Origin of the sequence: Bacillus sp. JKS001846 (genome assembly GCF_900176455.1) — a bacterium.
GTDB classification, from domain to species: Bacteria; Bacillota; Bacilli; order Bacillales; family Bacillaceae_G; genus Bacillus_A; species Bacillus_A cereus.
In genome coordinates this window covers 480252-493521 of sequence record NZ_FWYG01000001.1, presented here as the reverse complement: position 1 = coordinate 493521, position 13270 = coordinate 480252, and the positions used below count along the sequence as shown (strand labels likewise).

Below are 13270 nucleotides of genomic sequence, written 5' to 3'. Positions count from 1 at the left end.
CTTACGCCATCATTTTCTTCGCGTTTTCAATAACTTCTTCAATGCCACCTACTAAGCGGAATGCATCTTCTGGAAGGTCATCATATTTTCCTTCTAGAATTTCTTTGAAACCACTAACTGTATTCTTTACAGGTACGTAAGAACCTTTTTGACCTGTAAACTGCTCAGCTACGTGGAAGTTTTGAGATAAGAAGAATTGAATACGACGAGCACGATGTACAACTAACTTATCTTCTTCAGATAACTCATCCATACCTAAGATAGCGATGATATCTTGAAGCTCTTTATAACGTTGTAAAGTTTGCTGTACTTGACGAGCTACTTCATAATGTTCTTCTCCTACGATTTCTGGAGAAAGTGCACGAGATGTAGATGCTAATGGATCTACGGCTGGGTAAATACCCATTTGCGTTAAACGACGCTCTAAGTTTGTTGTTGCATCTAAGTGAGCGAACGTTGTAGCTGGTGCTGGGTCAGTATAGTCATCGGCTGGTACATATACCGCTTGGATAGACGTGATAGACCCTTTATTTGTAGATGTAATACGCTCTTGTAATTGACCCATTTCTGTTGCAAGTGTTGGTTGGTAACCTACCGCAGATGGCATACGACCAAGAAGGGCAGATACTTCAGAACCCGCTTGCGTGAAACGGAAGATGTTATCGATGAACAGAAGTACGTCTTGTCCTTGCTCATCACGGAAATGCTCAGCCATTGTTAAACCTGTTAATGCAACACGTTGACGTGCTCCAGGTGGCTCGTTCATTTGTCCGAATACCATCGCAGTTTTCTTGATTACGCCAGAATCGCTCATTTCGTGGTATAAGTCATTACCCTCACGAGTACGCTCACCTACACCAGCGAATACAGAGATACCACCGTGCTCTTGTGCGATGTTGTTAATTAATTCCTGAATTAATACTGTTTTACCTACGCCGGCACCACCGAATAGGCCGATCTTACCACCCTTAATGTAAGGAGCAAGTAAGTCTACTACTTTAATACCAGTTTCAAGAATTTCTACTTTAGTAGATAATTCTTCGAATGCAGGTGCTTGACGGTGAATTGGATCACGATGTACATCTGCAGGAACCTCACCATCTAAGTCAATTGCATCACCTAATACGTTAAATACGCGACCAAGTGTTACATCACCAACTGGTACAGAGATTGGTTTACCAGTATCTTCTACTTCTGTGCCACGAACAAGTCCATCTGTGGAAGACATTGCAACTGTACGAACTGTATCATCACCTAAATGAAGTGCAACTTCAAATGTTAAGTTAATACTTCCGTTTTCGTTGCTTTGTTTTACCGTAAGGGCGTTGTAGATTTCTGGTAGCTTTCCGCCATCAAACTTAACGTCTACAACCGGACCCATGATTTGCGTAACGCGCCCTTTATTCATCGGGTTCCCTCCTAGCTTTCTTTTAATTAGCCAACTTTCTACGAGCAGCTAGCTTTTAATTTTTTATTGGTTTATAGCTTACGCGACTCTTTTGACAGAGCCGCTTCCGCTTTTTATTGAATCTAGCTCCAGCGGTTAGAATGTTCGGTGGCTTCGCTTTTTCCTACGAGGCACAAATCGCCTCTACGTCAAAAGCTCCATCCCCCTCTCATTCTGAACGAACCGCTTCCGCCTTTTAATACTATTCTAACGCTGCTGCTCCACCAACGATTTCCGTAATTTCTTGCGTAATCGCTGCCTGACGCGCACGGTTGAATGAAAGTGTAAGTGAATCGATAACTTCCATTGCGTTGTCTGTAGCACTCTTCATTGCTGTCATACGCGCTGCGTGTTCACTTGCTTTACCGTCTAGTAATGCACCGTACACTAAGCTTTCTGCGTATTGTGGCAATAGTACTTTTAAAATTTCTTCTTCAGAAGGTTCGAATTCATAAGCTGTCGTCGGTTTGTCAGACGCCACATCAGTAAGCGGTAAAATTTTATTTTCCGTTACCTCTTGTGAAATTTTACTTACGTAATGGTTGTAGTAAATGTACAGCTCATCATAAGCACCATCTGCAAACATCGCAATTGCTCGAGAAGCAAGGTCTTTAATATCAGTAAATGATGGGTGGTCAGATAATCCAACTACTTCATCAATAATGTTAAAGCCGCGACGTTTTAAATAATCACGTCCTAGTCGTCCAAGCACAATAATAGAATATTGGTTTGAATCCATATTATGACGTTCACGAATTACGTTACTTACTGTACGTAATACGTTACTGTTATAACCACCTGCTAGTCCGCGATCAGACGTAATAACGATGTATCCTGTACGCTTTACAGGACGCGCATTTAGCATTGGATGATTAATCCCTTTGCTTCCTTGCGCAATGCTCGCTACTACTTCTTGAATCTTTTCCATATACGGAACGAAAGATTTAGCATTTTGCTCTGCACGGTTTAACTTAGATGCAGATACCATCTCCATCGCTTTCGTAATTTGACTCGTTTTCTTTGTCGAGTTAATCTTCGCTTTTATATCGCGTAAAGATGCCACAGGTTTTCACCACCTTTTTTCCGGAAGTTGGCACGATTAGTAAGAATCCTCTTCCTAATCTACGTTGCAAGATATTCTTGCTCATGATTGAAGGAAAAGAATAGGTGCACCTACTCTTTTCCTTTACATGACCTTTAGCAATCTCAGAGCCCGAGATGCCTTTTATATATACTATCTAGCTCCAGCGGCTTGAATGCTCGGTGGCTTCACTTCTTCCTACGAGGGCAAACACCGCCTCTTCGTCAGAAGCTCCATCCCCCTCACATTCACAACGAGCCGCTTCCGCTTTTATTATTCAGAAGCTACAAATACTTTTTTAAATCCATTGATTGCTGCTGCAAATTTGTCGTCATCCGCAAGTTTCTTAGTTGTGCGGATTTCTTCTAATAAGTCAGTCGCATTAGAATCTAACCAAGCATGGAATTCTTCTTCAAAACGAGTGATATCTACTACTGGGATATCATCTAGGAATCCACGTGTTAAAGCGTAAAGAATGATAACTTGTTTCTCTACACGTAATGGTTTGTGTAATCCTTGTTTTAATACCTCAACAGTACGAGCACCACGGTTTAATTTCGCTTGAGTTGCTTTATCAAGGTCAGAACCGAACTGAGCGAACGCTTCTAACTCACGGTAAGATGCAAGGTCAAGACGAAGTGTACCTGATACTTTACTCATTGCTTTAATCTGAGCAGATCCACCTACACGAGATACAGAAGTACCCGCATCGATCGCTGGACGTACGCCAGAGAAGAATAGGTCAGATTGTAAGAAGATTTGTCCATCCGTAATAGAAATTACGTTTGTTGGGATGTATGCTGATACGTCCCCTGCTTGTGTTTCGATGAAAGGTAGTGCAGTTAAAGAACCGCCGCCTTTTGCATCACTTAATTTTGCTGCACGCTCTAATAAGCGAGAATGTAAGTAGAATACATCCCCTGGGTAAGCTTCACGACCTGGAGGACGACGTAATAGTAATGACAGCTCACGGTAAGCCGCTGCTTGTTTTGATAAGTCATCATATACTACTAATACGTGTTTACCATTGTACATGAACTCTTCACCCATTGTTACACCAGCGTAAGGAGCTAGGTATAATAATGGAGCTGGTTGAGAAGCAGATGCAGTTACAACGATTGTGTACTCTAATGCACCGTGCTTACGTAGTGTTTCTACTACGTTACGTACAGTTGATTCTTTTTGTCCAATTGCTACGTAGATACAAATCATGTCTTCATCTTTTTGGTTAATGATTGTATCAAGTGCAACTGCTGTTTTACCAGTTTGACGGTCACCAATGATTAACTCACGTTGACCACGGCCAATTGGTACAAGAGCATCGATCGCTTTAATACCTGTTTGAAGTGGCTCATGAACAGATTTACGATCCATTACACCTGGTGCTGGACTTTCAATTGGACGAGTGTTTGTTGTATTGATTGGGCCTAAACCATCAACTGGTTGACCTAATGGGTTTACAACACGACCAATTAGTTCTTTTCCTACCGGTACTTGCATGATGCGACCAGTACGACGAACTTCGTCACCTTCACGAATTTCTGTGTAAGGTCCTAAAATGATAATACCTACGTTGTTTTCCTCTAAGTTTTGTGCTAGTCCCATAACGCCGTTAGAGAACTCTACAAGTTCACCAGCCATAACGTTATCAAGACCATGAGCACGCGCGATACCGTCACCAACTTGGATAACTGTACCAACATCACTAACTTCGATTTCAGACTGATAGTTCTCGATTTGTTGCTTTATCAGTGCGCTAATTTCTTCAGCTCTGATGCTCATGTGCTTCACCCCTATCTATTCTTCATTAATTCACGCTGAATACGTGCTAATTTTCCTTGTAAACTTCCGTCATAAATGCGATTTCCAATACGTACTTTAATTCCGCCTAGTAAATCTTCATCTACAACATTTTTCACGCGAATTGCATCTTTTCCCGTTCTCTTTGCAAATGCTTCAGCAATGTTAAGCTTCTCTTCTTCTGATAGAAGACGAGTAGAATATACAGTTGCATCCGCTACGTTACGTTCTTCATTAGCAAGAACAACATATTCATCTGCAATTTCAGGTAAGATATCAATGCGTTTGTTATCAATTAAAATATATAACGTATTTAAAATAGATTCAGAAACAGATCCGAATACGTTTGCAAGAAACGTTTTCTTTTGTTCCTTTGAAATGTTCGGTTGCGTTAAAAAGCTATGTAGTTCTCCGTTCTTTACATAAACGTTTTGTACAAGGCGTAATTCCTCTTCAAACATTTCTAATACGTGTTTTTCTTTAGCAATTTTAAAAAGAGCGACAGCATAACGTTTTGCTACAATCCCATTGCTCATCGCGCTTCTCCTACTTCTTTAATATAATCGCGAATTAACTTCACTTGATCTTCTTCTTTTAACTCTTTTTCAATTACTTTAGAAGCAATTTGAACAGATAAAGAAGCAACTTGTTCTTGTAAAGCAGCAATTGCTTGCTCTTTTTCGCGTTGAATTTCTTGTACAGCAGATGCTTTAATTGATTCTGCTTCTTCTTTCGCAGCAGCAACAATAACATCTTTTTGATCTACAGCTTGCTTTTTCGCTCTTTCGATTAACTCTTGTGCTTCAACACGTGATTGTTTTAACATTTCACGTTGTTCTTCTACTAACTTCTTCGCCTCAGCATTACTTCTTTCTGCAGCGTCGATTTCATTAGTAACATGCTCTTCACGTTCTTTCATAATTCCCATTAAAGGACCCCACGCAAATTTGCGTAGCATTACTAATAGAAGTAAGAAAATGAACAATGTATAAGCAATCGTTCCAAATGGAATGGCAGCACCTAATAATAAAGTTGGCACAAGGATTCACTCCCTTCAAAATATCTAAATTGATCATATGAAAAAAAAAGACATACGTTTCATTCATAAAGCAATGGCGAAGAAAGTTCGGAAAAACACTCTTCGCCATCTATGTAAGGGGAGTCTCCCTTATTTGTTCATTACGATGAATGCAATAACTACACCGATGATTGGAAGTGCCTCAACTAAAGCAACCCCGATGAACATAATTGTTTGAAGTGCGCCTTTTAATTCTGGTTGACGAGCAACACCTTCGATTGTACGTGATACGATAAGACCGTTACCAATACCTGCACCTAATGCTGATAAACCAATTGCAATTGCAGCTGCGATTACACCTAAACTCATTTAATTTGTCCTCCTTTGTATTATAAAAAAATAAATTTTTTCTTACTTAAATTATATTAATGGTCATGGCTTACTTTATGAGCCATATAAACCATCGTTAACATAACGAAAATAAATGCTTGGATTGATCCAACGAATACACTGAATCCCATCCATGCTAACATTGGTACAAGCGCACCTAATGCCCCAAGGACTGATGCTCCGCCCAACTTAGCAAGTAATCCTAATAAGATCTCACCTGCATAAATGTTACCAAATAAACGAAGACCTAACGTTAATGTGTTAGCAAACTCCTCAATAACCTTTAATGGGAATAAGAATTTCATAGGTTGGAAATAACCTTTTACGTACTCTTTCGTACCCTTCATCTTAATTCCATAATAATGGGTGAGGGTAACTACCATCACGGCTAATGTTAATGTAACTGCTGGATCAGACGTTGGTGATCTCCACCATGCAATATGTTCGCCAGCTTCAGTTGCTGAATACATGAATGGTAAACCAAGGAAGTTCGATACGATGATAAACATGATAAGCGTAACGCCAAGCGTTAAGAAACGTCCACCTGTTTTCCAGTCCATCGTACTATTGATAATCCCTTTCACGAAGTCAAACACCCATTCCATGAAGTTTTGCATTCCGGTTGGGCGAAGAGCTAAGCTGCGAGTTCCAATAACAGCGATTAAGAAAACAATAACTGCTGCTACAGTAACCATCATAACTGATGACAAATCGAACGTTAAACCTAGAAATTCAACTAATTTACCGTGTTCCACTAGTAATTCACCTCTCTTCCCTGCTCTTATACTCTAAATAAAGAAAATCTATGATCATGACAAGGTATCCTGTCAGCAATCCTACACCTAGGCCCCACATCGCGATTAACTCTTGATATTTGGCTGCAAATAAAATTAATAACCCAATCGTGGCGAATCTTGAATATGTACTTACCGCTGTTGCCTTGAACTTCACGTTTTCTCCATTTGTTACGCGATCTAGCAGCTTGTCTGTTCTACGTGCAATGATGCGCAAACTAAGAAAACTGAAAATCGTCCCGATAATCAGTCCAAGAAATACATCCTTGTAAGAGGTAAATCCCCATCCTAGCACTAGAAGCGCAAGCAAGTAGTACATATATTTCTTTTGTCTTTGGACAAGTCCATGTACGTCTATCATCATTGCTCTCCCGAATAGTAATGTCGAATGAGTCGAATCATTGCGTATACCCCTGTTCCTAGTCCGAGTAATAACCCTATAATAAGAAACAACGGAAACGTTCCAACCTTATTATCAATCCACTGCCCACCAAAGATTCCAACAAGAATAGAACCGACTAATTGAGCAAGAATACCTGACATTAAAGCATAAGCTTTTATATGGCTGCGATCGTTTTTTTGCAAGGATTCATCCCTCCAATATGTAACCCTCATTCACGATGTGTTAATAATAACTCATTTTTTTGCATAAATCCTATACAAAACAAAAAGTTTACATTTTCGTCACGGAATAGATGTAATTTTGTCACTGAAAGCCCTACCATCTATCCCCGTTGTTAGCATACAATAGGGTATTAACAGTGTCAACGAGAAATCGTAAAAAATCTAAAAATTTGAGTATTAGGCATTTCCTCCCAAAAATGAAAACGTTCCCCTTCTAAATACTGGTTACATATATGCAATTTCTAACAGTTTTCTCTTTATAATAGAAGGAAATGTTCACAAGTTTGTCACTATTATATTTTCGAGATATAACGCTTTTCTTCCATAATATAGTGTTCCTCAGACGTAAGACTTCTATATTATATGTGAGGTGTATGCAACTTATGTTGTATATACGATGTATATTTATCCTCTCCCCCTCCCCTACTTGCTTACAACAAAAAAGACGAGCTGGGGAATCTCCCCTGCTCGTCAGTTGTCTTACTTCGTTCCGAATAAACGGTCACCAGCATCACCAAGACCTGGTACTACATATCCGTGGTCATTTAATTTCTCATCTAATGCTGCTACATAAATATCAACATCAGGATGTTCTTCTTGTACTACTTTTACCCCTTCTGGAGCTGCAACGATACACATTAATTTAATTTGTTTCGCACCGCGCTTTTTCAGAGAGTTAATTGCTTCAGCCGCAGAACCACCTGTTGCTAGCATCGGATCTAGTACGATAAAGTCACGCTCTTCTACATCCGTTGGAAGTTTCACATAGTATTCTACCGGTTGCAATGTTTTAGGGTCACGGTATAAACCAACGTGTCCTACTTTTGCTGCTGGAATTAATTTCAGAATTCCATCAACCATTCCTAAACCTGCACGTAAAATCGGAATTAAACCAAGTTTTTTACCAGCGATCACTTTTGTTGTCGCTTTGCTTACAGGTGTTTCAATTTCAATGTCCTTAAGTGGAAGGTCGCGAGTAATTTCGAAAGCCATTAAACTTGCTACTTCGTCCACTAATTCACGAAAATCTTTCGTACCTGTATTCTTATCGCGAATATATGTAATCTTATGTTGAATTAACGGGTGATCAAATACATACAGTTTTCCCATGTGAATCTCTCCTTTAGATGATATTCATGCGTTTGCACGCTTTTTTACACTATTTACGATTGTAAAGAAAACGCTACTAATATTCAAGGGCAAATTTGGCAAAATCATGATTTTACGATGAATCTATCTAGTATCTTTACCAATTATGGGAGCTGTATCCTTCATTATATCGCCAAAATTTATTCATCATTTGTATACATACTTTAAAAATAATATATGTCCACAAAAAAGACCGCCAAAACAATTAAGTCTCGGCAGTCTTCTTCAATCTATTATAGATTTGGATACATTGTGAATTTGCTAGTTAACGCTTCTACACGCTTACGTACTTCTTCTAATGCAGCTTCATTTTCATGATTTTTTAATGTATAAGCAATAAGTGACGCAATTTCATCCATTTCTTCTAAACCGAAACCACGAGATGTTACAGCTGCTGTACCGATACGTACACCACTTGTTACAAATGGGCTTGCTGTTTCAAATGGAATTGTATTTTTGTTCACTGTAATACCAACTTCATCTAATACGTGCTCTGCTACTTTACCTGTGATTTCTAAGTTACGAACATCAATCAAGATTAAGTGATTGTCTGTTCCTCCAGAAACAAGTGTAAGTCCTTCTTTTTGAAGACCTTCAGCTAAGCGGTTCGCATTGTTAATGATATTTTGTGCATATGTTTTGAAATCATCTTGAAGTGCTTCACCAAATGCAACAGCTTTTGCAGCGATTACATGCATAAGTGGACCACCTTGAATACCAGGGAAGATTGATTTATCAATTTGTTTTGCAAATTGCTCTTCACATAAAATCATACCACCACGCGGACCACGTAACGTTTTATGTGTTGTCGTTGTAACGAAATGTGCATGTGGTACTGGATTTGGGTGTAAACCAGCAGCTACTAAACCAGCGATATGTGCCATATCAACCATTAAATAAGCGCCCACTTCATCTGCAATCTCACGGAATCGCTTGAAATCGATAACACGAGGGTATGCACTTGCACCTGCAACGATTAATTTTGGTTTATGTTCTTTCGCTTTTGCTAATACATCATCGTAATTAATACGGTGAGAGTCAGCATCCACGCCATATTCTACGAAATTATATTGTACTCCACTGAAGTTAACAGGGCTTCCGTGTGTTAAGTGACCACCATGAGATAAGTTCATACCAAGTACTGTATCGCCTTGCTCTAAAATCGTGAAGTATACTGCCATGTTCGCTTGTGCACCAGAGTGTGGTTGAACATTTACGTGCTCTGCGCCGAAAATTTCTTTCACGCGATCACGTGCGATATCTTCTACTACGTCTACGTGTTCACAGCCACCATAGTAACGTTTTCCAGGATATCCTTCAGCATACTTATTCGTTAAAACAGAACCTTGTGCCTCCATTACTGCTTCACTTACGAAGTTTTCCGAAGCAATTAACTCAATCTTTGAACGCTGTCTTCCTAGTTCTGCCTCAATTGCAGCAAATACCTTTTCATCTTGACGTTTTAAATGATCCACCAAAATCCCCCTTTTCTGAACGAATTACATCGATTCCCAACAGTTTTTTCTTATTTATTCAGAAAAAACGAAAATTCAGGTTGTAATTCTTTCGAACCTTCATGTTTTCAACTACATTCTAACATGACTTTCTATATCATAAAAGAAAAAAAAGACCGAAAATCGGTCTTTTCTTTCTTCTATTATAAAGTCAGACAACATACCTTTTATCTTATGATAAACAGTTACTATATGACTTCCTAATTTCTCATATTTAACGGCAAGTGGTAGTCTCTTCCACTGCCGCATAGACAGCACGCGCTCCACCAATTAGTTTTCCACGTGTTTTGGCCATCGTTACATGCGCACTTCCAATTGCCTTCACACTTGTACGAACCGGAACAGCTACATGCTTTAAATGCATACCGATAAATGTATCACCAATATCCATTCCTGCATCAGCTTTAATAAACTCAACTACTACCGGATCTTTCAAATTGTGATACGCGTATGTCCCCAATGCACCACCTGCTGATCTAACAGGCGTAACTGTTACAATTTCAAATTGATATTTTATCGCTACTTCTCTCTCAACTACTAAAGCACGGTTTAAATGCTCACAACATTGAAACGCTAATTCAATACCTGTTTGCTCTTGAAATTGTTTTAACTCAGAGAAAATCGCCTCTGCTACTTCCATCGTTCCTGATGTTCCAATTCTTTCGCCTAGCACTTCGCTCGTGCTACAACCCACTACAAAAATTTGACCGCTTTGTAATGAAGCTTGTTCTTGGAAATCAGAAAGCGACATTTGTAGCTGTTCTCTTACCTTTACGATTTCTGTCATTACGCCTCTTCCTTTCACAGGTTGGTTCACCAAATTATATTTCACACTACTGATAGTTAGAATCTATTACTTTGTTTCGTATGTTTTAATTTTTCCTACGCGGTTTTCGTGACGACCACCTTCATAGTCAGTTGTTAACCAGATTTTCGCGATATCACGCGCTAGACCAGCACCAATTACACGCTCACCCATCGCTAGCATGTTAGTGTCATTATGCTCTCTCGTTGCTCTCGCGCTGAAAGTATCATGAACTAACGCACAACGGATACCATTTACTTTGTTTGCTGCGATTGACATACCAATGCCTGTCCCACAAACTAAAATACCACGATCTACTTCACCATTCGCTACCATTTCAGCTGCTGGAAACGCAAAGTCAGGGTAATCAACAGAACCAGCTTCACATTCACAACCTAAATCAATATATTCAATATTTAACTCTTCTAATAAACTTACAAGTTCTTTGCGGATATTCATACCGCCGTGATCAGATGCTATTACTACTTTCATTTTTACCCCTCCAAAGTTTCAATCAATTATCTTCATTTCACACTCGCTACCTCACATAGGAAGAAGTGATCTCCAATATCGTATTATACACGAAACATCAACCTACTGAATGTTTTTTCAGTAAAGTTTGTACAAGTTTTTCCATCTCATCTAACGTTTCTTTATAAATAGAAAGCGAGCCTCCAAATGGATCTGAAATGTCCTTGCCTATACCTTCAGTTAATCCATATAACGTATTTAATTTCTTTTCAACGCTCGGATAATGCCCAAGTACAATTTGCTTATGGTTTTCTGTCATCGTTACGACAATATCAGCCCAATCAAGCAAAGTTTCATTTATTTGCTGCGCCGCATGATCAATTAAAATTCCTTTTTCAGCTAAAGCTTCCTTCGCATGTACCGATGCATCGCTCCCAGGATAGGCGAAAACACCAGCAGATTGCACTTCAAACTTATCTCCTCCGTGATGACGAAGCAACGCCTCAGCCATTGGACTACGACATGTATTGCCAGTACAAACAAATAACACTCGTTTCATTCAAACCCACCCCTATATTCGATTTCTTACCATTCATCATAACTTACATTAGAATAGAACAAAAGAAATGTGAATATACAAAAGGCGCACTTCTCTTATATTTTTTCTAAGAAAAATGCGCCTTATCCACATATATGTGAAACCCTATTTCCAAGTGCCTAGAGTATTTTAACATACATGCTGAACATGCAACAAAAATAAGGAATCCATTTCATACGAAACGGATCCCTCTTATATTGCAATTATTTCATTGTAACTTTCATTACTTCTGTTGAACCTTTTGTAGCTGCTACGCCTACAGTTGTCTTAATAGACTCAGCTGCATCTGTGTTTGTAATAACAATTGGAGTAATTGTGCTTTTCGCTTTTTCACGGATTAATTCTAAGTCGAATGAGATTAATTTATCTCCAGCTTTTACAGCTTGGCCTTCAGAAACGTGAGCTTCGAAACCTTCGCCTTCCATTTTTACAGTTTCTAATCCAACGTGGATTAAAATTTCTGTACCGTTTTTCGCTTTAATTCCGATAGCATGTTTTGTGTGGAATAATTGTACGATTTCACCATCAACTGGAGATACAACTACACCTTCAGTAGGATCGATTGCAACACCGTCACCCATCATACGACCAGCAAATACTGGATCTGGTACTTCTTCAATATTTTTCACTGCTCCAGTTAATGGAGCTACGATTGTTTCTTCATTTGTTTTTGAACCAAGACCGAATAATTTTTTAAACATAGGATAGTCCTCCTTATAATTTACCTAAAAGTTTATAGGGCAATCCCTAGTAAAGCTCGGGATACATGTAAGACTTCATACTTCGAATATTATACTGTAAAAACGCTTTCGAAATAAATTACGTCATTACTAATAGACTCTTATTGTAGCGCTTCACAAAATTCCAGTCAATTCTGATTGTCTGAATAACAATTAGAAGTTAACTTCTATTTATATTTTCTCTTTTTTTGCCCAACTTGTCTAGAGGTCTTTACTACATTTTATTTTTTGTTGTTAATTTGTAAAATTTAATTCAAACTTTTTTCAAAATCCACTTGACTAAAGTAAGTAACTATTTTATTATTACTTACGTAAGATAAGTTAATAACTTTCAGGAGGTTTTTAAAAATGATGGATTTCGGTCTACTTATTATTCGTCTTATTATAGGAATTACATTCATGGGTCATGGCGCTCAAAAATTATTTGGTTGGTTCGGCGGTTACGGTTTAAAAGGAACAGGTGGCTGGATGGAGTCAATCGGTTTACGTCCTGGTGTATTTATGGCATTTATGGCTGGCGCAACTGAATTACTAGGTGGTTTCTTATTTGCATCAGGTATTTTCATTGTAGTTGGTTCATTATTTATCGTTGGAACAATGTTAATGGCTATCTTCACTGTTCACGGAAAAAATGGTTACTGGGTAACACAAAACGGATATGAATATAACTTAATGTTAATCGCTGTCGCTGTTGGTGTAGCTTTAATCGGACCTGGGGCATACGTTTTACTTTAGTTTTTATCTCAAATTTGAGATTCTTGAAAAAAGAACTTACTTCATTACAATTGAAGTAAGTTCTTTTTATGAAACAAAATATTATTTCCAGCAGGATTTTCTCA

The 13270-nt window shown here is 38.6% G+C and carries 17 protein-coding genes; 1 reads left to right on the top strand and 16 read right to left on the bottom strand.

The annotated features are described in order from the left end of the window. Position 1 precedes the first annotated feature (1 nt). The 16 genes from atpD to B9A45_RS02600 all read right to left on the bottom strand — a co-directional run bounded on the left by atpD (position 2) and on the right by B9A45_RS02600 (position 12392). The gene (gene atpD, locus B9A45_RS02680) at positions 2–1408 is read right to left on the bottom strand and encodes a F0F1 ATP synthase subunit beta (protein WP_001032593.1); all 1407 of its coding nucleotides are present in this window, start codon (positions 1406–1408) and stop codon (positions 2–4) included. A 241-nt stretch (positions 1409–1649) separates the two neighbouring features. Further along, positions 1650–2510, bottom strand: coding sequence for a F0F1 ATP synthase subunit gamma (atpG, locus tag B9A45_RS02675; RefSeq protein ID WP_000157696.1), 861 nt, complete (start codon positions 2508–2510; stop codon positions 1650–1652). A 291-nt stretch (positions 2511–2801) separates the two neighbouring features. Continuing rightward, positions 2802–4310, bottom strand: a complete 1509-nt coding sequence (gene atpA / locus B9A45_RS02670) for a F0F1 ATP synthase subunit alpha (protein WP_000027518.1) — start codon at positions 4308–4310, stop codon at positions 2802–2804. Between the two features lie 11 nt (positions 4311–4321). Next, positions 4322–4864 carry a F0F1 ATP synthase subunit delta gene (gene atpH / locus B9A45_RS02665; protein ID WP_000064683.1) on the bottom strand — a complete coding sequence of 181 codons (543 nt, stop codon included), beginning with the start codon at positions 4862–4864 and terminating at the stop codon, positions 4322–4324. After that, a complete protein-coding gene (gene atpF / locus B9A45_RS02660) occupies positions 4861–5367 on the bottom strand; it encodes a F0F1 ATP synthase subunit B (protein ID WP_001142618.1) in 507 nt (168 codons plus the stop codon). Before atpF ends, atpH begins: the two co-directional genes overlap by 4 nt. A gap of 129 nt (positions 5368–5496) precedes the next feature. Beyond that, on the bottom strand, positions 5497–5715 hold the full coding sequence (gene atpE / locus B9A45_RS02655) for a F0F1 ATP synthase subunit C (protein WP_000052064.1): 219 nt from the start codon (positions 5713–5715) through the stop codon (positions 5497–5499). A gap of 56 nt (positions 5716–5771) precedes the next feature. Beyond that, entirely contained in the window at positions 5772–6491 is a 720-nt protein-coding gene (atpB, locus tag B9A45_RS02650) for a F0F1 ATP synthase subunit A (protein WP_000399871.1), read from the bottom strand. Between the two features lie 7 nt (positions 6492–6498). Next, positions 6499–6891, bottom strand: coding sequence for an ATP synthase subunit I (locus B9A45_RS02645; RefSeq protein WP_000567600.1), 393 nt, complete (start codon positions 6889–6891; stop codon positions 6499–6501). Further along, positions 6891–7115, bottom strand: coding sequence for an AtpZ/AtpI family protein (locus B9A45_RS02640; protein ID WP_001171223.1), 225 nt, complete (start codon positions 7113–7115; stop codon positions 6891–6893). Before B9A45_RS02640 ends, B9A45_RS02645 begins: the two co-directional genes overlap by 1 nt. Positions 7116–7141: 26 nt before the next feature. Further along, a complete protein-coding gene (locus B9A45_RS02635) occupies positions 7142–7255 on the bottom strand; it encodes a DUF4024 domain-containing protein (protein ID WP_000232962.1) in 114 nt (37 codons plus the stop codon). A 379-nt stretch (positions 7256–7634) separates the two neighbouring features. Next, entirely contained in the window at positions 7635–8264 is a 630-nt protein-coding gene (gene upp, locus B9A45_RS02630; protein ID WP_000517539.1) for a uracil phosphoribosyltransferase, read from the bottom strand. Positions 8265–8536: 272 nt separating this feature from the next. Continuing rightward, the gene (glyA, locus tag B9A45_RS02625; protein WP_000349807.1) at positions 8537–9778 is read right to left on the bottom strand and encodes a serine hydroxymethyltransferase; all 1242 of its coding nucleotides are present in this window, start codon (positions 9776–9778) and stop codon (positions 8537–8539) included. 253 nt (positions 9779–10031) lie between these two features. Further along, complete coding sequence (locus B9A45_RS02620) at positions 10032–10604, bottom strand: TIGR01440 family protein (RefSeq protein ID WP_000136376.1); 573 nt, start codon at positions 10602–10604, stop codon at positions 10032–10034. A 66-nt stretch (positions 10605–10670) separates the two neighbouring features. Further along, entirely contained in the window at positions 10671–11114 is a 444-nt protein-coding gene (gene rpiB, locus B9A45_RS02615; protein WP_058839686.1) for a ribose 5-phosphate isomerase B, read from the bottom strand. A 97-nt stretch (positions 11115–11211) separates the two neighbouring features. Beyond that, on the bottom strand, positions 11212–11652 hold the full coding sequence (locus tag B9A45_RS02610; RefSeq protein WP_000832368.1) for a low molecular weight protein arginine phosphatase: 441 nt from the start codon (positions 11650–11652) through the stop codon (positions 11212–11214). A 242-nt stretch (positions 11653–11894) separates the two neighbouring features. Further along, complete coding sequence (locus B9A45_RS02600) at positions 11895–12392, bottom strand: PTS sugar transporter subunit IIA (RefSeq protein WP_000473665.1); 498 nt, start codon at positions 12390–12392, stop codon at positions 11895–11897. A gap of 387 nt (positions 12393–12779) precedes the next feature. On the opposite strand from B9A45_RS02600, the gene B9A45_RS02595 reads away from it, so the two are divergent. Then, positions 12780–13166, top strand: coding sequence for a DoxX family protein (locus B9A45_RS02595; RefSeq protein WP_000968616.1), 387 nt, complete (start codon positions 12780–12782; stop codon positions 13164–13166). Positions 13167–13270: the final 104 nt, after the last annotated feature.

Excerpts from the sequence above, each read along its gene's own strand:
- B9A45_RS02595 (WP_000968616.1), top strand. The coding sequence starts at position 12,780 with ATGATGGATTTCGGTCTACTTATTATTCGTCTTATTATAGGAATTACA.
- B9A45_RS02620 (WP_000136376.1), bottom strand. The coding sequence starts at position 10,604 with ATGACAGAAATCGTAAAGGTAAGAGAACAGCTACAAATGTCGCTTTCT.
- rpiB (WP_058839686.1), bottom strand. The coding sequence starts at position 11,114 with ATGAAAGTAGTAATAGCATCTGATCACGGCGGTATGAATATCCGCAAA.
- atpA (WP_000027518.1), bottom strand. The coding sequence starts at position 4,310 with ATGAGCATCAGAGCTGAAGAAATTAGCGCACTGATAAAGCAACAAATC.
- B9A45_RS02635 (WP_000232962.1), bottom strand. The coding sequence starts at position 7,255 with ATGGTAGGGCTTTCAGTGACAAAATTACATCTATTCCGTGACGAAAAT.
- atpD (WP_001032593.1), bottom strand. The coding sequence starts at position 1,408 with ATGAATAAAGGGCGCGTTACGCAAATCATGGGTCCGGTTGTAGACGTT.
- B9A45_RS02610 (WP_000832368.1), bottom strand. The coding sequence starts at position 11,652 with ATGAAACGAGTGTTATTTGTTTGTACTGGCAATACATGTCGTAGTCCA.
- atpH (WP_000064683.1), bottom strand. The coding sequence starts at position 4,864 with ATGAGCAATGGGATTGTAGCAAAACGTTATGCTGTCGCTCTTTTTAAA.
- atpE (WP_000052064.1), bottom strand. The coding sequence starts at position 5,715 with ATGAGTTTAGGTGTAATCGCAGCTGCAATTGCAATTGGTTTATCAGCA.
- B9A45_RS02600 (WP_000473665.1), bottom strand. The coding sequence starts at position 12,392 with ATGTTTAAAAAATTATTCGGTCTTGGTTCAAAAACAAATGAAGAAACA.
- B9A45_RS02645 (WP_000567600.1), bottom strand. The coding sequence starts at position 6,891 with ATGATAGACGTACATGGACTTGTCCAAAGACAAAAGAAATATATGTAC.
- upp (WP_000517539.1), bottom strand. The coding sequence starts at position 8,264 with ATGGGAAAACTGTATGTATTTGATCACCCGTTAATTCAACATAAGATT.